Source organism: Azomonas macrocytogenes, assembly GCF_014191985.1.
GTDB classification, from domain to species: Bacteria; Pseudomonadota; Gammaproteobacteria; order Pseudomonadales; family Pseudomonadaceae; genus Azomonas; species Azomonas macrocytogenes.
This window is the reverse complement of the sequence record NZ_JACHXI010000006.1, coordinates 154,180-172,548: the sequence shown is the minus strand read 5'-3', so window position 1 is coordinate 172,548 and position 18,369 is coordinate 154,180. Positions and strand designations below refer to the sequence as shown.

At 62.3% G+C, this 18,369-nt stretch carries 21 protein-coding genes; 9 read left to right on the top strand and 12 right to left on the bottom strand.

Annotated elements, in window-relative coordinates; translation table 11 throughout:
- Nucleotides 1-40: 40 nt before the first annotated feature.
- The 6 genes from FHR87_RS08420 to FHR87_RS08395 all read right to left on the bottom strand — a co-directional run bounded on the left by FHR87_RS08420 (nucleotide 41) and on the right by FHR87_RS08395 (nucleotide 5,933).
- Nucleotides 41-850: an amino acid ABC transporter ATP-binding protein gene (locus FHR87_RS08420; RefSeq protein ID WP_183166267.1), complete on the bottom strand. Its 810-nt coding sequence runs from the start codon at nucleotides 848-850 to the stop codon at nucleotides 41-43.
- Nucleotides 837-1,622 carry an amino acid ABC transporter permease gene (locus FHR87_RS08415; RefSeq protein WP_183166266.1) on the bottom strand — a complete coding sequence of 262 codons (786 nt, stop codon included), beginning with the start codon at nucleotides 1,620-1,622 and terminating at the stop codon, nucleotides 837-839. Before FHR87_RS08415 ends, FHR87_RS08420 begins: the two co-directional genes overlap by 14 nt.
- Complete coding sequence (locus FHR87_RS08410; RefSeq protein ID WP_183166265.1) at nucleotides 1,612-2,346, bottom strand: amino acid ABC transporter permease; 735 nt, start codon at nucleotides 2,344-2,346, stop codon at nucleotides 1,612-1,614. Before FHR87_RS08410 ends, FHR87_RS08415 begins: the two co-directional genes overlap by 11 nt.
- Nucleotides 2,343-3,560: an aminotransferase class I/II-fold pyridoxal phosphate-dependent enzyme gene (locus FHR87_RS08405; protein ID WP_183166264.1), complete on the bottom strand. Its 1,218-nt coding sequence runs from the start codon at nucleotides 3,558-3,560 to the stop codon at nucleotides 2,343-2,345. The genes FHR87_RS08410 and FHR87_RS08405 overlap by 4 nt, the downstream gene beginning before the upstream one ends.
- A complete protein-coding gene (locus tag FHR87_RS08400) occupies nucleotides 3,557-4,975 on the bottom strand; it encodes an FAD-binding oxidoreductase (protein ID WP_183166263.1) in 1,419 nt (472 codons plus the stop codon). Before FHR87_RS08400 ends, FHR87_RS08405 begins: the two co-directional genes overlap by 4 nt.
- Nucleotides 4,976-5,054: 79 nt before the next feature.
- The gene (locus FHR87_RS08395) at nucleotides 5,055-5,933 is read right to left on the bottom strand and encodes a transporter substrate-binding domain-containing protein (protein ID WP_183166262.1); all 879 of its coding nucleotides are present in this window, start codon (nucleotides 5,931-5,933) and stop codon (nucleotides 5,055-5,057) included.
- A 250-nt stretch (nucleotides 5,934-6,183) separates the two neighbouring features.
- On the opposite strand from FHR87_RS08395, the gene FHR87_RS08390 reads away from it, so the two are divergent.
- Complete coding sequence (locus tag FHR87_RS08390; RefSeq protein WP_183166261.1) at nucleotides 6,184-7,086, top strand: LysR substrate-binding domain-containing protein; 903 nt, start codon at nucleotides 6,184-6,186, stop codon at nucleotides 7,084-7,086.
- Between the two features lie 348 nt (nucleotides 7,087-7,434).
- Here FHR87_RS08390 and FHR87_RS08385 read toward each other — a convergent pair whose 3' ends face one another.
- Nucleotides 7,435-8,742: an OprD family porin gene (locus FHR87_RS08385; RefSeq protein ID WP_246335902.1), complete on the bottom strand. Its 1,308-nt coding sequence runs from the start codon at nucleotides 8,740-8,742 to the stop codon at nucleotides 7,435-7,437.
- Between the two features lie 448 nt (nucleotides 8,743-9,190).
- Here FHR87_RS08385 and FHR87_RS08380 point away from each other — a divergent pair, with 448 nt between their 5' ends.
- Entirely contained in the window at nucleotides 9,191-9,754 is a 564-nt protein-coding gene (locus FHR87_RS08380; protein WP_183166259.1) for a DedA family protein, read from the top strand.
- Between the two features lie 91 nt (nucleotides 9,755-9,845).
- Here the strand turns inward: FHR87_RS08380 and cyaY are convergent, their stop codons facing one another.
- Entirely contained in the window at nucleotides 9,846-10,178 is a 333-nt protein-coding gene (gene cyaY / locus FHR87_RS08375) for an iron donor protein CyaY (RefSeq protein ID WP_183166258.1), read from the bottom strand.
- Nucleotides 10,179-10,331: 153 nt separating this feature from the next.
- On the opposite strand from cyaY, the gene lptM reads away from it, so the two are divergent.
- From lptM to FHR87_RS08345, 6 genes are read left to right on the top strand one after another with little or no spacing between them, the layout of a single operon-like run.
- Nucleotides 10,332-10,469: an LPS translocon maturation chaperone LptM gene (gene lptM, locus FHR87_RS08370; protein WP_183166257.1), complete on the top strand. Its 138-nt coding sequence runs from the start codon at nucleotides 10,332-10,334 to the stop codon at nucleotides 10,467-10,469.
- A gap of 11 nt (nucleotides 10,470-10,480) precedes the next feature.
- Entirely contained in the window at nucleotides 10,481-11,728 is a 1,248-nt protein-coding gene (gene lysA / locus FHR87_RS08365) for a diaminopimelate decarboxylase (RefSeq protein WP_183166256.1), read from the top strand.
- Nucleotides 11,729-11,731: 3 nt separating this feature from the next.
- Nucleotides 11,732-12,562: a diaminopimelate epimerase gene (gene dapF, locus FHR87_RS08360; protein WP_183166255.1), complete on the top strand. Its 831-nt coding sequence runs from the start codon at nucleotides 11,732-11,734 to the stop codon at nucleotides 12,560-12,562.
- The gene (locus FHR87_RS08355) at nucleotides 12,559-13,290 is read left to right on the top strand and encodes a DUF484 family protein (RefSeq protein ID WP_183166254.1); all 732 of its coding nucleotides are present in this window, start codon (nucleotides 12,559-12,561) and stop codon (nucleotides 13,288-13,290) included. Before dapF ends, FHR87_RS08355 begins: the two co-directional genes overlap by 4 nt.
- Before the next feature lie 32 nt (nucleotides 13,291-13,322).
- Nucleotides 13,323-14,219, top strand: coding sequence for a tyrosine recombinase XerC (gene xerC / locus FHR87_RS08350; protein WP_183166253.1), 897 nt, complete (start codon nucleotides 13,323-13,325; stop codon nucleotides 14,217-14,219).
- Complete coding sequence (locus tag FHR87_RS08345; protein WP_183166252.1) at nucleotides 14,216-14,914, top strand: HAD family hydrolase; 699 nt, start codon at nucleotides 14,216-14,218, stop codon at nucleotides 14,912-14,914. The genes xerC and FHR87_RS08345 overlap by 4 nt, the downstream gene beginning before the upstream one ends.
- A gap of 66 nt (nucleotides 14,915-14,980) precedes the next feature.
- Here FHR87_RS08345 and sutA read toward each other — a convergent pair whose 3' ends face one another.
- The 4 genes from sutA to glnK form a co-directional block, all read right to left on the bottom strand.
- Nucleotides 14,981-15,301 carry a transcriptional regulator SutA gene (gene sutA / locus FHR87_RS08340; protein ID WP_183166320.1) on the bottom strand — a complete coding sequence of 107 codons (321 nt, stop codon included), beginning with the start codon at nucleotides 15,299-15,301 and terminating at the stop codon, nucleotides 14,981-14,983.
- 70 nt (nucleotides 15,302-15,371) lie between these two features.
- The gene (locus FHR87_RS08335; protein WP_183166251.1) at nucleotides 15,372-15,794 is read right to left on the bottom strand and encodes a secondary thiamine-phosphate synthase enzyme YjbQ; all 423 of its coding nucleotides are present in this window, start codon (nucleotides 15,792-15,794) and stop codon (nucleotides 15,372-15,374) included.
- A gap of 234 nt (nucleotides 15,795-16,028) precedes the next feature.
- The gene (locus FHR87_RS08330) at nucleotides 16,029-17,327 is read right to left on the bottom strand and encodes an ammonium transporter (RefSeq protein WP_183166250.1); all 1,299 of its coding nucleotides are present in this window, start codon (nucleotides 17,325-17,327) and stop codon (nucleotides 16,029-16,031) included.
- A gap of 35 nt (nucleotides 17,328-17,362) precedes the next feature.
- Nucleotides 17,363-17,701, bottom strand: coding sequence for a P-II family nitrogen regulator (glnK, locus tag FHR87_RS08325; protein ID WP_183166249.1), 339 nt, complete (start codon nucleotides 17,699-17,701; stop codon nucleotides 17,363-17,365).
- Nucleotides 17,702-18,091: 390 nt separating this feature from the next.
- On the opposite strand from glnK, the gene FHR87_RS08320 reads away from it, so the two are divergent.
- Entirely contained in the window at nucleotides 18,092-18,355 is a 264-nt protein-coding gene (locus FHR87_RS08320) for an accessory factor UbiK family protein (RefSeq protein WP_183166248.1), read from the top strand.
- Nucleotides 18,356-18,369: the final 14 nt, after the last annotated feature.

Below are 18,369 nucleotides of genomic sequence, written 5' to 3'. Positions count from 1 at the left end.
GCTTTTGCGGGCCATCGGGTGAAATCCTTGAAATCGTCGATCAGCGTGCGGCCGCGACGGCCGGGACGAACGGCCGCCGATCCTGTTCGCCGCGCCCCAGCGTGTGCTGGAGAAAGGCGCGGGTGCGCGGACTGCGCGGCTCGTTGAACAGTTGCCGGGGGCTGCCGTGTTCGACGATCACGCCGTGCTCGGTGAAATACACCGCATCGCTGATCTCCTCGGCGAAGCGCATTTCGTGAGTGACCAGCACGCAGGTCATGCCCTCCTCGATCAGTTCGCGGATCACCCGCAGCACCTCGCCGACCGTCTCCGGGTCGAGCGCCGAGGTCACCTCGTCGAACAGGATCAGCTCCGGGCGCATGGCCAGCGCCCGGGCGATGGCCACCCGCTGCTGCTGGCCGCCGGACAGCTCGCCGGGATAGGCGCGCGCCTTGTGTTCCAGGCACACCTTGCCGAGCAGGCGCAGGGCCTCGTCCTGCGCCTCGCGGCGCTCGCGGCCCAGCACCTTGCAGGGGGCGATGGTCAGGTTTTCCAGCACCGACAGGTGCGGGAACAGGTTGTACTGCTGGAACACGAAGCCGACCCGCTTGCGCAGGGCGATGAACTCGGCATCGCTGTGCAGCGCGTGCACCGCCGTGTCGTCCACGCGAATCTGCCCGCGCTGCGGCCGCAGCAGCCCGGTGATGCAGCGCAGCAAGGTGGACTTGCCGGAGCCGGACGGGCCGATGATGGATACCGCCTGGCCACGCTGCACGTCCAGGTCGATGCCGCGCAGCACCGGGGTGTCGGCGAAGCTCAGGTGCACATCGCGCAGCGCGATCAGGGGGGCGGAAAGGTCAGCGGAAGGCATAGCGGCGCTCCAGGTACCGGGTGAATCGGGAAATCGGGTAGCAATAGGCGAAGAACAGCGCCAGCACGCTGAAGTAGATCAGCACCGTGAAACCGACCCGGTTCACCGTATTGCTGGCGATCTGCGCGGTATCGAGCAAATCGTGCACGCCCACCAGCGAAGACAGCGCCGTGCCCATGGTGATGACCGCGTAGAGGTTCATCCACGGCGGCAGCATGCGCTTGCAGCACTGCGGCAGGATGATCGTGCGCAGAATCTGCCCGCGACTGAATCCCAGCGAACGGGCGGCTTCCCACTGAGTGCCGGGAATCGAGGCAACCGCGCCGCGAAACACCTCGGCGACATTGGCGCTGGCCGGCAGAGCCAGGCCGAGGGTGACCTTGAGCCAGTCGGGAAACGGCAGGTAATGCCCGGCGACGCGGATCTCGAAGGGGAACACATAGGTGGTGAAGTAGATCAGCACCAGCCAGGGCGCGTTGCGGAACACCTGCACCCAGAGCCGGCCGGGCAGCCGCAGCAGTCGCAGCGGCGACAGGTTGAGCGCGCCGATAGCGAGCCCCAGCAGGGTGCCCAGGCCGATGGCCAGCAGGCTGATGAGGATGTTCAGCGCGAAGCCCTTGGCCAGCGCCGGCGACCACTCCAGCAGCGGCGCGAACACCTCGCGGGGCGGTGCCCCGGCGGCCAGCCAGACCAACAGCGTGGCCAGGGCCAGCACCTTGCCTGGATGGCGGCCGGGCGCGCAGCGGCGGGTCAACGACAGTTCAGTGGCCATAGCCGGGCATCCTCAGGCGCGCTTCCAGACCGCGTCCCAGGCAGTTGACAATGAAGCTCAACAGGCCGAAGAACAGCAGGATCAGGATCATCAGCTCCAGCACGTTGTCGCGCTGGGTCCAGATCAGGATCGAGGCGTAGGTGATATCGCCCACGGCGATGGCCGAGGCCACGGCGGTCATCTTCACCATCTCGATCAGGTTGTTCACCAGCGACGGCAGGGCGACGCGCACGGCCAGCGGCAGTTCGACCCGCCAGAGCCGCTGGCGGCGGCTGAAACCCAGCGAGGTCGCGGCTTCCAGAGTCACCTGCGGCACCGCTTCGAGGCCGGCGCGCAGGGCTTCGGCGTGGAACACGCCCTTGTGCAGGGAAATGACGATCACTACCCAGGCGAAGGGCGTGAACGGATTGGCGCCGCCGATAACCTCGGTGATCAGCATGTTGAGCACCAGGAAAGCGCAATAGAGCTGTACCAGGGTCGGCGTGTTGCGAGTGACCTCGACGAACAGCCGGGCCGGCCCCGCCAGCCAGGGACGCCCGGACACCAGCGCGGCGGCCAGTGCCACGCCGACCGCCAGGCTGCCGGCCATGGTGCATAGGCACAACTGGACGGTGACCCAGGCCCCCGCGACGAAAGAGTCGCGCTCGTAGGTATCGAGCAGGAAGTGGTAGTCGAGCCCCAGCCAGGCTGTCCACTGTACGAAGGCGTCGAGCCAGGCATTCATGCCGGCAGTTCCGCACGCAGCGCCGCGCAGGCCCGGGCGATGCGCCGACCCGCTTCGACGACGATGTCGGTCGCCGTGGCGATGGACAGGCGGAAATACGGCGAAAGCCCGTAGGCGCTGCCGGCGACCCCGGACACGCCGGATTCCAGCAGGTAGTCCAGCACGTCCGCCTCGCCGTCCAGGCGGCGGCCGTCCGGGCGCAGGCGGCCGAGCAGGCCGGCGCAGCGCACGAAGACGAAGAAGCCGCCCTGTGGCGCCAGCACCTCCAGCCCGTCCACCGGTGCCAGCGCCTCGACCAGCAGGTCGCGCCGCTCGCGGTAGGCGGTCACCTGGGCCGGCAAGAACGCCAGGCCATCCTCGAAGGCGGCCAGCGCGGCGGCCTGGCCGACCGAGGAAGCGCCGGAGGCAGCCTGGGACTGCACTATGGTCAGCGCCGTCGCCAGGGCTTCGGGTCCGGCGCCGAAGCCGACCCGCCAGCCGGTCATGGCATAGGTCTTGGACACGCCGCCGACCAGCAGGCTGCGCGCCTGCAGATCCGGGGCCACGTTCAGCAGTCCCTGCGGCGGACGCGCGTCGAAACGGATGTGCTCGTACAGCTCGTCGAGCAGGATCAGCACCTGCGGATGACGGCGCAGCACGGCGGCCAGCGCCGCCAGCTCGGCCTCGTTGTACAGCGCGCCGCTCGGGTTGCCCGGGCTGTTGAGGATCAGCCAGCGGGTGCGTGGCCCGATATGTGCCTCCAGTTGCGCCGGGGTCAGCTTGTAGTGCTGCTCCAGCGGGCATTCGAGGAATACCGGGGTGCCGTCGTTGAAGCGCACGATATCCGGGAACGACGGCCAGTAGGGCACCGGAACCAACACCTCGTCGCCCTCGTCCAGGGTCGCGGCGAAGGCATTGAAGATGATCTGCTTGGCGCCGTTGGCGACCATGATGCCAGCCAGCGGGTAGTCCAGCCGGTTCTCGGCGGCCAGCTTGCGCCGCACCGCCTCGCGCAGCGCGCGCACGCCAGCGGTCGGGGTGTACTTGGTGGCGCCAGCGGCGATGGCCGCGCAGGCTGCCCGCTTGATGTGTTCGGGGGTGTCGAAATCCGGCTCGCCGGTGGTCAGATCGAGGATGTCGCGACCGGCTTCGCGCAGCGCGGTGGTCTTCAACTTGGCAGCGGCATTGGCCGACAGCGATACGCGGCGCACGCGCCGGGACAGGTGAATACTCATGCGGAAGCCTCCGGCAGAACCTTTCCGGGATTGAGCAGCCCGCGCGGGTCCAGCGCCTGCTTGATACGGTGCATCAGCTCCAGTTCGACCGGGCTCTTGTAGCGGGCCAGCAGGTCGCGCTTGCGCTGGCCGATGCCGTGTTCGGCGCTGATCGAACCGCCGTGGGCATGCGCGCTGTCGTGCACCAGTTGGCTCAATGCCGCGTAGTTGGCCATGTGCTCGGCCACGCTCCGGCCGGGCGCATGGGCCACGTTGTAGTGCAGGTTGCCGTCGCCAAGATGGCCGAAAGTGTAATTGCGCACCCCAGGGAAATGCTGCTGCAGCAGCGCGTCGGTGCTTTCGACGAAGGCGACAATCTGCGAAACCGGCACCGAGATGTCGTGCTTCATGTTCTGCCCGGCGCACTTCTGGGCGTCGCTCATGGTTTCCCGCAGGCACCACAGCGCCTCGCTCTGCGCCAGGCTCTCGGCGATCCACGCATCGACCAGCAGGTCGTTTTCCAGCGCATCGCCCAGCACCCGTTCGAACAGCGCGCGGGCATGGGCTTCGTCCTGATGGTCGGACAGCTCCAGCAGGGCATACCAGGGCTGCTCCAACTCCGGGAACGGCAAGGGGCTGGCGGGAAACTGCTCGCGCAGCAGACGCAGGCAATCCACCGAGAGCAGTTCGAAGGCCGTCAGGCCGGCGCTGAAGCCCCGCCGGGCATGAGACAGGAAGGCCACCGCCCGGGCCAGCGAGGCGAAGGCGAGAAAGGCCGTGCATTGCGCTGCGGGCAAGGGGAACAGTTTGAGCGTGGCCGCGGTAATGATGCCCAGGGTACCTTCGCTGCCGATGAACAGGTCGCGCAGGTCGTAGCCGGTGTTGTCCTTGCGCAGACCGCGCAGGCCGTCCCAGATCTGTCCGTCGGCGGTGACTACTTCGAGTCCCAGGGTCAGTTCGCGGGCGTTGCCGTAGCGCAGCACCGCGACGCCGCCGGCATTGGTGCCCAGGTTGCCGCCCAGGGTGCAACTGCCCTCGGCACCCAGGCTGAGCGGGAACAGCCGGCTGGCGGCGCGGGCCGCCTCCTGCACATGCTGCAGGATGCAGCCAGCCTCGACGGTCAGGGTGTCGTTGTCGGTATCGACCTGCCGCACGCGGTTCAGCCGGTCGAGCAGCAGCAGCACGGCCCGGCCGCTGGCGTCGGGAGTCGCCGCGCCCATCAGCCCGGTATTGCCGCCCTGTACCACGATGGGCGCCGTGTGCCGCCCGCACAGGCGCACCACGGCGGCGACTTCGGCGGTATCGCGCGGGTGCACCGCCGCCACGACCCGGCCGACGAAGCGTCCGTGCCGGTCGCGCAGCAAGGCCTCGGCCTGCGCGGAATCTTGCACCCGGTCGGCGCCCAGGAGTTGCTGCAATTCGCTGAACAGCGTCATCGGGCGACCTTCGGCGACAGCACGCGGGCACCAGGTGGCACCAGCATGGAGCTGCTCGTGACAGTGGTAACCAGCCCGCTCATTTCCGGCTATCCGCCAGAGGCGCGGCGTTGCGGTATTTCTCGTGCAGGTCGCGCAGTGCCTGCGATGGATGCATACCGTTGCGCTCACCGACTTCGAGCAGCCAGCCGCTGCGGTGCCAGTCGCGGATGACTGCATCGAGTCGGGCCTGGATGTCTTTCTCGCCCTTGCGCACCCAGATCACCGAAGGCGACGGGATCAGATCGTTCGGCAGCGGGATCTCGTAATCGGCCCACTCCGGTTCCTCGAGCAGGGTGTGCATGGTCGGACTGACATGCACGGAAGCGACGCAGCCGTTGCCGCGCAGCGAGAGCAGCGATTCCGACTGGCTGCGGAACGCCTTGATCTCGGCGCCGTAGATCTCCACCAGCGGCTTGATGAAGTTGCTGCCCTGGGACACGCACACCGGCTGGCCCTTGAGGTCTTCCCAGCGCGCGATACCGCTGCCCTTGCGGATCAGCGCGGCGCCGCCCACTTCCTCGTAGGGGGTCGGCACGTAGTCGAGGATCCGGGTGCGCTCCTCGGTCAGCTGCATGTTGGCGATCAGGATGTCGACCTTGCCCTGCTGCAGGAACTGGATACGGTTGGGTGCCAGCACCGAGACCGTTTCCAGCTCGACGCCAAGCGCCTGGGCAATGCCCTTGGCCAGTTCGACATTGTAGCCGAGGTGCGCGCGGGTGAGCGGATCGATGGTGCCGAACGGCGGCCCGCTGAGGATCACCCCGACGCTGATCTTGTGACGCTCCCCAATCTTATCCAGCGTCGCATCGGCGTGCGCCGCGGTGCCGGCAACGGCCAGCAGCGTCACACCGAACAGGGCAGCCAGCGCCTTGAGCGCGGGGTGGCCGGAAGATGAATGAGCGTGCCTGAAAAACATGAAATTTCCCTCTCGCCAGATCGGTGCGGGTCGATCGAATCGGAGGGATGCTAGGAACAACAGTTAAGGCAGTGAAATTCTATTAAATAATATGGTTATATTCGGTATATTTTTTATTCACTTAATTAAAAATCAACTTATTGTATTAATTGATTTTTTTGAAAAACCCAACATGAAATCACTTCAAATACATTATGAAATATGATGTTTTACGTGACAGTCATGATGAATAGCGAACGGGAAACCGCCCATGCCTCCCTCTTCGACCCTGGACCTGGAATTGCTGAGGACCTTCATCGCCGTGGCGGATAGCCAGAGCTTCGCCGAAGCGGGACAGCAACTGGCGCGGACCCAATCGTCCGTCACTCAGCAGATGCAGCGTCTCGAACAATCGGTCGGCGTCGCCCTGTTCCAGAAACAGGGCCGCCAGAAGCAGCTCACCGACGCCGGCCGGCAACTGCTGCGTCGCGCCCGGGAAATGCTCGCGCTCAACGACGATGCGCTGAATTCCCTGCGCGAAGACGGCCTGAGCGGCGTGCTCCGGATCGGCTCGCCGCACGATGTCGCCGACACCATCCTGCCGCCGATCCTCAGCCACATCGCCCGCTCCGCACCACGTCTGCGCTTGGAGATCGACGTGGGCCGCAGTCCCTTCCTGATGGAAGATCTGCACCGAGGACGGGTCGACATGATCATTTCCACGCGCGAGGACCCGACCCTCGAAGGCTTTCCCCTGCGTACCTCTCCGGTCTGGTGGATCTGTTCTGCGCAATACCTGCACATGCCCCACGCGCCTCTACCGCTGATCTTGATCGACGAGCCGAGCATTTACCGCCGCTACGCTCTCGAAGCGCTCGAACAGCAGCGCATACCCTGGCGCCAGGCCTACCTGGCCTCGAATCTGATCGGCGTCAAGGCGGCCATTCGTGCCGGCCTGGGCGTCACCGCTCGCAGCATGGAACTGCTCGGACCAGACATGCGTGTCCTAGGAGAGCAAGAGGGGTTGCCGCGTCTGCCGGACGTCACCTATCACCTATGGATCAGGCCAAACACGCACAATTCTCTGGTACGCAAGGCCTATGACCTTATCCGCAGCAATCATGAGGCCGTCTATCGAAGCGGCCGGCGCAAGCAGATAGCGGATAGCGGATAGCGGATAGCGGATAGCGGATAGCGGATAGCGCTAATGGATGACAAGAACACATAGTTTTTATTTTTTATATTTATAAAACTACCAGTTGTCAGGTTGCGAGACGTCATTGGGATCAGGCAAGCCGGGCAATAGCGCAGCAGGCGCCCTTTCGAAGCGCTTGTCCGGGAGGTGTCCTGATGCCTCAGATCCATCCGCAGGCCCGTACCATCTCCGTCATGAAATCCCCAGGGCGGATGAGCCAACCGGCGTTCTGGAATGTCACCCACAGGCGATCATTGATTGGAACGCCAAGAGCCAAGAGCCAAGAGCCAACAGGCTTCTGGCAATTGCAGCATCGCGCTGTAGCCGTCAGAGTATGGAAAGCTTGTAAGTGACGATCAGTCGGTTTTCGTCACGATCGGTCGTGTCATTGCCGCGTAATGTGGCATTCCGCCAGCTGAAACCGAGTCCCTTGAGTGGGCCGCCTTGCACCACATAATCCAGGCGGAAGTCGCGTTCCCATTCTTTGTTGTCGCTCCCTGTGGCGTCGATACCTCTACCGCTGACATAGGTCAGGCTGGTCGCAAGGCCCGGTACGCCGACCGCTGCGAAGTCATAGGCGTACCGACCAACCCAGGAACGTTCGCCGGCACTGGCGAATTTGCTGTTCTGCAGGTTGGTGATCAGGTAGACCGTCTGGCCTGTACCCAGGTTGATGCGTGGCCAGTCACTGTTGCCGGTAACTTTTTGGTAGCCAATACCCAGCGAATGGCCCGACAGGTCATATGTGAACATCGCGCTCCAGAGCCTATTGTCTACCTCGCCGCTTCTGGAATCTCCAGCGCGCCAGTATCCACTGCTGCGATATCCTTCGGCGCGTCCAGAGCGGCTGGCGTTCTTGCTGTCGGAGTCGCTGTCGAAATAACGCAGATCGGTTTTCAGCGACCCTGCCGGCAGGATCCAGTTATGGATCAGGCCGACGAAGTGCTGCTTATAGAAATCCTTCAGGTTGCCGAAGTAATACTGCAGCGTTAGATCCTTGGTAGCCTTGTAGTCGGCACCGGCGAAATAGAATTTATTGCTGAACCGAGCCTGGCTGCCGCTATTGGCGCCAGCGATGGACAGACCGTAGCTATCGCTGGAGTTACGCTCGGTGGAATGCTCGATTTTACCTGCGGTCAGGGTTAGATCCTTGACCTCGTTGGAGGTGATTTGGGTACCGTGGAACAACTGCGGCAGCAGGCGACCGTCGTTGTAAATCAGCACTGGCATCTTCGGCAGCAGGGTGCCGAGGCGGGCCTCGGTCTTGGAAAAACGCAGCTTGCCGGTCACCCCGACCCGACCGAAGTCGGTCTTCGCCTTGCCGTTGCTTTCCAGCGGGAACAGGGCGCCGGGAGTGCGCTCGGCGTTCGCTTTGCCAGAGCGACCGCCACCATCCAGGCGGATGCCGTGCATGGCCAGCACGTCGAGGCCGAAACCGACCGGACCCTCGGTGAAGCCGGACTTGTAGTCAAGGAAGAAAGCCTGGCCCCACTCCTCGGACCTGGGACCACCGCCATTGCGGTTATCCTGATTGAAGTAGAAGTTGCGCAGCGAAAGCGTAGCTTTGCTGTCTTCGATGAATCCGGCGGCAGTAGCGGGTTGCGCGCCCAGGATGGCCAGCATGGCGGCTAGCATGGCGATGGTTCGGTCCGCGCCGCACACTGGCACGGTGAAGGTCGAAACGCTGGTATCAAGCGGTGGATAACTCATTGAACTGCCGCCTCTGGAAGGGTTGGATGGAGGCGGCATGCTAGGAACGACAGTTCGGTTGATGAAATTCAATTAGTTTATAATATTATATAAATAATATTTTTTATTCCCCCAAGTAAAAAATAACTCATTGTATTTATTAAAAATAATCCAAGATTGCAATTTGCAATCCTTATAAATACATAAGAATTACTGATGTATTTTATGACAGTCTTAATGTAATCGCGGCGAGTGCCACGTGCACTTCCCCTGAGTAGTGAACAGCCCCGGCCGGGCAGACAATAATCCTGGTGTGCAAATCCTACGGCCTCTGGAAGACTCGATCCGCACAACCTGCGGGATAATGATGTTCCGCAACCATCGGACGTAACGCATGACTAGCGCAAACGAATGGATCGATCAGTACGGCTACTTGGCAGTCCTGATCGGGACCGCCATCGAGGGTGACGGCATCGCCGTGCTGGCCGGGATCGCGGCCCGGCATGGTTATCTGAATCTGCTGTTCACCATCGTCGCAACGGCGTTGGGTGGGGCACTCAGCGATATCGGTCTCTATTTCGTCGGACGCCGTTATGGCGATGCCATCATCAGGCGCTTCAGCAAGCACCGGGAACGCATCGAACGGGCCCGCAGCCTGATCCTGCGGCACGAACGGCTGTGGATCATCGGCCTGCGATTCGCCTATGGATTCCGGATCATCGGGCCGATCATCATCGGTTCGAGCGGCATACCGGTACGCCGCTTCCTGCTGCTCAACATGCTGGGAACGGTGCTCTGGGCAGTGACGGTGGTCGTATTGGGGTATTGGGTGGGCGATGTCCTGCACCGGATCTTCGCAGGACATCCCCGGCTGGAAATCTGGCTGCTGGTGATTGCGGCCTGGATCGCGCTGCTGGCCTTCGCGGTACACCGCTTCCGGCGGCGACGGCAGATCTAGCCTGGCAGCGGCCACTCTCGAGCGCGGGCGCTCGGTGGTTCACTGCCACTACTTGATCGATCCGGAACCGGCAAGCCGTGCTCCCGTCTACTCAGAGTGGATCGAAATCCAGTTCTTCACCGCTCTGCTCCAGCGTCGCCCGGGCCAGTAATTCACCCAGGGCTTCGTCGTCGCTGTCGCAGATCCAGCGCTCGATGGCTTCGTCGTAATCGAAGTGAAAACCGCCGCAACGCGCGGCAACCCACAACTGGCGCAGCGCCGGCTGGCGACTGAGGATCAGTTGACTGCCATTGTCGAAGCGCACCGTCAGTACACCTGCGCTGTTTTCCAGATCGACATCCAGAGAACTGTCGTCGAAGATATCTTCGAGCGCCTGCTGGGCAGCATCGACAAGATCGTGAAAGCGGGCTTCGCTCATGCTCATGGAAACATTCCTACACAGTTGGATGGGCGGGATGCGCGCCAGGCAACGGCGCGGACACAGGACAACCGGTCGCGACCAGCACAGGGGCTCGTAGGCAATCTGCCGGGTGCCCGGTATACTCCGATCATTCGATTTTTCAAGGATTTTCGAGCCATGAAGCGTCCATTGCTTCTCTTACTCGCCCTGGTGATAACGGCTGGCAGCATGGTTGGCTGCGGCCAGAAAGGCCCACTGTACCTGCCGGGAAGTGAAACCGCCAAAGAGCGCCACAAAGACCGCTTCGAATTCTAGGTAAACAATTCATGGAAGCCTTCTGCTACCGCGATGGCCAACTGTTCGCGGAAGATGTGGCATTGTCTGCCATCGCCGAACGTTTCGGCACGCCCACCTACGTCTATTCCCGTGCGCAGATCCAGGCACAGTATCAGGCCTACGCTGCTGCGCTGGCCGGTATGCCGCACCTGGTCTGCTTCGCGGTCAAGGCCAACTCCAATCTTGGCGTGCTGAATGTGCTGGCGCGTCTGGGTGCGGGTTTCGATATCGTCTCGCGTGGTGAACTGGAGCGGGTACTGGCCGCCGGTGGCGAGCCGGACAAGATAGTCTTTTCCGGCGTAGGCAAGAGCCGTGACGATATGCGCCGCGCCCTGGAGGTCGGCGTGCATTGCTTCAACGTCGAATCCACCGACGAACTGGAGCGCCTGCAGCAGGTGGCTGCCAGGCTGGGCCTGATCGCACCGGTTTCGCTGCGGGTCAATCCCGACGTGGACGCCTTGACTCATCCGTACATTTCCACGGGCCTCAAGGAAAACAAATTCGGTATCGCCATCGACCAGGCCGAAGCGGCCTACCGGCGCGCCGCCGAGCTGCCGAACCTGCAAGTGATCGGGGTCGATTGCCATATCGGCTCGCAACTGACCAACCTGGCACCGTTTCTCGATGCGCTCGACCGTCTGCTGGCGCTGGTCGACCGTCTCGCTGCACAGGGCATCCATATCCGCCACCTGGACCTGGGCGGCGGTCTCGGCGTGCGCTACCGGGACGAACAACCACCCTCGCCCGGCGACTATATCCGGGCCGTGCGCCAGCGCCTCGGGGATCGCCCGCTGGCCCTGGTGTTCGAACCGGGCCGTTCCATCGTGGCCAACGCCGGCGTGCTGCTGACCCGGGTGGAGTACCTCAAGCACACTGCTCACAAAAACTTCGCCATCGTCGACGCCGCAATGAACGACATGGCTCGCCCTTCGCTGTATCAAGCCTGGATGGGGCTGGTACCCGTGCAACCGCGCCAGCAAGCGGCGCAGCACTACGATGTTGTCGGACCCATCTGCGAAACCGGCGATTTTCTCGCCAAGGACCGCGAGTTGGCGCTGGCCGAAGGCGATTTGCTGGCAGTGTGCTCGGCAGGTGCCTATGGCTTCGTCATGAGTTCCAATTACAACACCCGTGGTCGCGCTGCCGAAGTGCTGGTAGATGGGGCACAGGCTTTCGAAGTGCGCCGCCGCGAAACCCTCGCGGAGTTGTACGCTGGCGAAAGCCTGCTGCCGGAGTAAGCCATGCTGCTGCGTTTCACCAAAATGCACGGGCTGGGCAATGACTTCATGGTCATCGATCTGGTCAGCCAGCATGCGCATATCCAGCCCAAGCATGCCAGGCAGTGGGGCGACCGGCACACCGGTATCGGCTTCGACCAGTTGCTACTCGTCGAACCACCGCAGATGCCTGACGTGGACTTCCGCTACCGGATCTTCAACTCCGACGGTTCGGAAGTAGAACAATGCGGTAACGGCGCGCGCTGCTTCGCCCGTTTCGTGCTGGACAAGCGCCTGACCACCAAACGCCAGATCCGGGTCGAGACCAAGGGCGGCATCATCGAACTGGATATCCGCCAGGATGGCCAGGTACGGGTGGCGATGGGGCCACCACGGCTCGAACCGGACAACATTCCGTTCCTCGCCGACACGCAGGCGCTGAGCTATCCGCTCGAAGTGGAGGGCCAGACTGTCGAGTTGGCGGCCCTTTCCATGGGCAATCCACACGCTGTGCTGCGGGTCGCGGATCTGAGCCTGGCGCCGGTCACCGAATGGGGACCGAAGATCGAGCACCATCCACGCTTTCCACAGCGGGTCAACGTCGGTTTTCTGCAAGTGATCGACCGTCAATACGCACGTCTACGGGTCTGGGAGCGCGGCGCCGGCGAGACCCAGGCCTGCGGTACGGGTGCCTGTGCGGCAGCGGTTGCAGCGATTCGCCAGGGCTGGATGGATTCACCGGTACGGATCGAACTGCCCGGAGGCACTCTTTCCATCGAATGGGCAGGCGCGGCGCAATCAGTCATGATGACCGGCCCCGCCGTACGCGTTTTCGAAGGACAGGTACGCCTATGAGCAAAGAAAAGAGCAATCCACCCTCGCCCAGAAAGCGGTCGGGAAAGGTTTGCTCCGGTACGGAGCAGACTCTGGATGCCGAACGTGTGGCGGCCTATCTCAAGGAGAACCCGACGTTCTTCATCGACCGCGACGAACTGCTGGCGCGAATCCAGGTGCCGCACAAGCCGGCTGGCGCCATCTCGCTGGTGGAGCGGCAGCTCGACATCCTGCGCAAGCGCAACGACGAGTTGGCCCAGCGCCTGGCGCAAATCATGGAAGTGGCGCGGGAAAATGACCGCCTGTTCGACAAGACCCGCCGCCTGGTCCTGGATCTGCTCGATGCAGGTAACCTGGAGGAAATCGTCGGAGCGCTCGATGACAGCCTGCGTTATCAGTTCCAGGTGCCTTACGTCAGCCTGATTCTGTTCAACGAGACGCCATTGCCGGTAGGCCGCAGTACCCCCCTGGCCGAAGCGCAAAAAGCGATCGGGGATCTGCTGGTCGAGAGCAAGAGCATTTGCGGCATGCTGCGCCCGTATGAACTGGACTTCCTGTTCGGCGAAGACGCCCGGCAGATCGGCTCGGCAGCCGTCTCGACAATCGGCACGCACGGCATCCTGGCCATCGGCAGTCCTGATCCACAGCACTACAAGAGTTCGCTGGGAACCCTGTTCATCGGTTATATCGCCGAAGCGCTGGCGCGAGTCTTGGCCCATGCCGGCCAGTCGCTGCGCCCGATCAAATAGGCCGTTACGCCTGGAAAAACCGAGGAAGCCCCATGCAAGCCGCCCTGGATGCCTATCTCGACCACCTGCGCTACGAGCGCCAGGTATCGGCACATACCCTGGATGGCTACCGGCGCGACCTTGGCAAATTGTTTGCCCATTGCCGTACGCTGCAACTGGAAGGCTGGGCAAGCCTGAACCAGGCGCAGCTGCGCCAACTGATCGCCAGATTGCATGCCAAAGGGCTGTCCAGCCGCAGCCTGGCGCGACTGCTTTCCGCTGTGCGTGGCTTCTACGATTACCTGATCCGCGAAGGCCATTGCCAGCACGACCCGGCTGCCGGCCTTTCTCCACCCAAGGGCGAACGGCGACTGCCGCGCTTGCTGGACACCGACCGCGCCATGCAATTACTCGACGGCGCCGTGGAAGATGACTTCATCGCCCGCCGCGACCAGGCCATGCTGGAGCTGTTCTACTCCTCGGGGCTGCGCCTGTCCGAGCTGGTCGGACTGGATCTGCAGCAGCTCGATCTTGCCGAAGGGCTCGTCCAGGTCCAGGGCAAAGGCGGCAAAGCGCGCGTGCTACCGGTCGGACGCAAGGCCAAGGACGCGCTGACGCTCTGGTTACCGCTACGCCGGCAGGCCAATCCTGCCGACAGCGCGATCTTCATCAGCCGTCAGGGCAAGCGTCTGACCCCACGGGCGATTCAGTTGCGGGTACGCCAGGCCGGCGTCACGGAGCTGGGCCAGCACCTGCACCCGCACATGCTGCGCCACAGCTTCGCCAGCCATCTGCTGGAGTCCTCCCAAGACCTGCGCGCCGTGCAGGAACTGCTCGGCCATGCCGATATCGGCACGACGCAGATTTACACCCATCTGGATTTTCAGCATCTGGCCAAGATCTACGACCAGGCGCATCCGCGCGCGAAACGCAAGCGAGAGAACGAATGAGCATTCGATTGATCACATTCGACCTCGACGACACCTTCTGGAACACCGCCCCGGTGATCGCCAAAGCGGAAACGGAGCTGCGCAATTGGCTGGCTGCGAACACGCCCCGCCTGGGCGAGTTTTCCAGCGAAGCGTTGGCCACGATCCGGCGGCAACTGGTGGAGCACGATCCGCGACTCAAGCATCGGGTCAGCGAATTGCGCCGGCGTATTCTCTGCCATGCGCTGGAAGCAGCTGGCTATCCCATTGCCGAGGCGACCGAGCTGTCGGAGCAGGCTTTCCAGGTCTTCCTGGCCGCCCGCCATCTGATCGAGGTGTTTCCCGAGGTTCAACCGACCCTGGAAACCTTGGCCAATCGTTATACCCTCGCGGTGCTGACCAACGGCAACGCCGACGTACGGCGCCTGGGCCTGGCCGACTATTTTCACTTCATCCTTTGCGCCGAAGAGCTGGGTATCGGCAAGCCCGATCCACATCCGTTCCAGGAAGCACTACGCCGGAGCGGTTTCTCGGCCAGGCAGGCCGTGCATATTGGCGATAATCCGATTGACGATATCGGCGGAGCGCAGAGCGCCGGCGTTCGCGCCGTCTGGTTCAATCCCGGAGCCCTATCCTGGCAAGGCGACAATCGGCCGGACGCGGAGATACGCAGCCTGACAGAAATACCGGGGCTGATCGAAAGCTGGGCGGACTGATTTAAAGGCTGGCGGCTGGACGATGATCGACTTTCGCCCAGCCGCCACGGCTGCTGAAACGCCCGTTCAGATCGGACGGCTACCGTACTTGCTGTCCGGCTTCTTCGGTGGATCGGAAACCACATTGGGTTCGATTTCCTGCACCCTGCCGCCTTGAGCCAGGAATGCCTCCATGGCACGAGCCAGCTCATCGCGCTCGCGCTGCTTGGCTTCCACGCTCGGCAGTTCTTCAGGCTCGCTGAGCTTGGCTTTCTTGGCTGGACGCTCGGAGGCTTCGGAAGCCTGCTCTTCCTCGCCGGCATCGTCTCCTTCTACCGCAGACAGCTCTTCGCCAGTCTCCTCATCGTGTATTTCCAGATCGTCTTGTTCCAGTTCTTCGTCGCTCATGTTCCACCCCAATGGCATTGAACGCAGGTTGGTCATCGCAGCACCGCCATCGGCAGTGCCAAAAATAGCTTTACTGTTCGCCTTGCAGCGTGGCGATCAACCGTCTCGGGCCGCCCTGATCCCGGTGCTCGCCGAGATAGATACCCTGCCAGATACCGAGGGCAAGGGCGCCATCCTGTACCGGCAGGGTCAGTTGGCACCCCAGCAGGCTGGCCTTGAAGTGCGCAGGTAAGTCGTCCGGCCCTTCATAGTCATGCTCGTAACCGGCCTGGTCCTGCGGCACCAGGCGGTTGAAGAAGCGCCTGAAATCGCGCCGGACCGCCGGATCGGCATTCTCGTTGAGCGTCAGCGATGCCGAGGTATGCTGCAGCAGCAGGTTCAACAGACCCACCTTGCAAAGCGACAGTTCCGGCAAAGCATCGAGCAGCTCATCGGTGATTAGATGAAAGCCACGCGGGCGTTCTTGCAAAATGATTGAGCGTTGTTGCCACATGACGCTATCTCCTGCGGCCAGGCAGTAGTGAATACGGGAATCGGACGTGTGGATATTTTTCGCGAGCACCTGGCTTGGCACCTGCCGGCGACTTGTCCTGGCCCAGTCGTCGTGTCGGCGCATTTTAGCGCGCATGCCGGAAAAACAAAGGGCGCCAAAAGGCGCCCTTCGTATTATGGAATCGACACTACCGGCTGGAAGCTTCCTGGCAGGTCTTGTCCAAAGATGCGGCTGTCAAAGACTGTAACCACGTTCGTTATGCTGCGAAATATCCAGGCCTTCTTCTTCCTGATCTTCAGTGACGCGCAAACCGACGACAAGATCGATCACCTTGAGGATCACGAAAGTAACGACGGCGGTATAGACCACGGTAAAGAGCACCCCCTTGAACTGGATCCAGAGCTGCAGGCCGATATTCTCCACCTCACCGAAGCCCCCCATGGACGGCGCCGCGAACAGGCCGGTCAGGATCGCTCCCACGATACCGCCGACACCATGCACGCCAAAGGCATCCAGGGAATCATCATAGCCAAGGCGGCGCTTCAGGCTGGTGGCGCAGAAAAAGCAGGTCACCCCGGAAGCCAGACCGATGACCAAGGCTCCCACCGGGCCGACAGTACCGGCAGCCGGGGTAATGGCGACCAGACCGGCCACCACGCCGGACGCGATGCCCAGGGCACTCGCCTTGCCATGGATTTTCCACTCGACCGCCATCCAGCCCAGCGCTGCGGCGGCAGTGGCGATTTGCGTGACCAGCATGGCCATGCCGGCAGTGCCGTTGGCCGCCGCGGCGGAGCCGGCGTTGAAGCCGAACCAGCCGACCCAGAGCATGGCCGCGCCGATCAGGGTATAGCCCAGGTTATGCGGCGTCATGGCGACCTCCCCATAGCCTTTGCGCGGCCCCAGTACCAGGCAGGTCACCAGGCCAGCGATCCCGGCATTGATATGCACCACGGTGCCGCCGGCGAAATCAAGCACGCCCCAATCCCACATCAGCGTGCCATCGCCACCCCAGACCATATGCGCGATGGGCGCATAGACCAGGGTGAACCAGATCCCCATGAACAACAGCGTCGCGGAAAACTTCATGCGCTCGGCAAAGGCACCGACGATCAGCGCCGGAGTGATGATGGCGAAGGTCATCTGGAAGGTGATGAAGACGCTTTCCGGTATGGTCCCGGTCAAGCTTTCGGTATCGAGGCCGCTGAGGAAAACCCTGCCCAGGCCACCGACAAAGGTATGCAGGCTACCTTCGGTATCGAACGCCAGACTGTAGCCATAGACCATCCAGAGGATGCTGATCAGGCCGGTGCTGAGGAAGCATTGCATCATGACCGAAAGGATATTCTTTGAACGGACCATGCCGCCATAGAACAGCGCCAGGCCCGGAATCGTCATGAACAGCACCAGCGCGGTAGCGGTAAGCATCCAGGCCGTATCTCCCGAATCCGGCGCGGCTTCCTGGGCCATCGCCAGACCTGGCAGCAATAAAGATAAAAGAGCTCCCTGTCCTGCGATCTTCCGCAGTCTCATAGTTGTTTCTCTCCTGGGGTAAAACGGATCACCCGTTAAATGGCATCGGTGCCGGCCTCGCCGGTGCGGATACGAATGGCTTGTTCCAAGTTGACGACGAAGATCTTGCCATCGCCGATCTTGCCGGTGTTGGCGGCCTTGCTAATGGATTCGATGACCCGATCCAGCTGATCGTCGGCAATCGCTACCTCGATCTTCACTTTCGGCAGGAAGTCGACTACGTATTCGGCGCCGCGATACAGTTCAGTGTGGCCTTTCTGCCGACCGAAACCTTTCACTTCGGTGACGGTAATACCCTGCACGCCGATGTCCGACAGGGACTCGCGCACGTCGTCCAGTTTGAACGGCTTGATAATGGCAGTGACTAGCTTCATGAGGAACTCTCCCGTTGAACGGTCTACTCCGGAACACGCAACATCCGGTTCAGATCCAAATTGCAGTGTCTGGCTCTAAAGCAAGGTCTTCGATCCGACGACCTCACCCACTCTTTGTATGACCGCGAAGGCACAGCCCGCAGTTCCGCTTTTGCACCTTGAACAGCAAGGGTACACGCAAAAAAAGCGCCAGATTCTTCTATCATGCAGGACCAGCCCAGCCGCGGACCTGTCCACCTGACGTTTCAGGCTGGCAGATATTGCACTGCTTTGCACTGAAAATGAACCGGACATGCGCAAAGGTATCGCTATTGCCGGCACCCGCCTGATGGCATGCGCAGCACGACTGCCAGTGTTAGACTGCCCGGGAGCCAGATACAGGAACTCTTCATGCTGCCGCCCAAAGCCTTCATCGATGCCATCAGCTCCCAGGCCTCGCGCCTGTTCAATGGCGAAAACCCTCTGTCGCGCGGGGAATTCGAAGCTCAGTTCAAGGCCCTGGTCCAAGGTGCGTTGAGTCGGCTCGATGTCGTGAGCCGCGAGGAATTCGACAGCCAGATGGCCGTCCTGGCCCATACCCGCGCTCGCCTGGAAGCACTGGAAGCCAAAGTGGCCGAACTGGAAAAGCAAACCGCCCCGCCCGCTGCCGAATAAGCGGCAACGGCGAC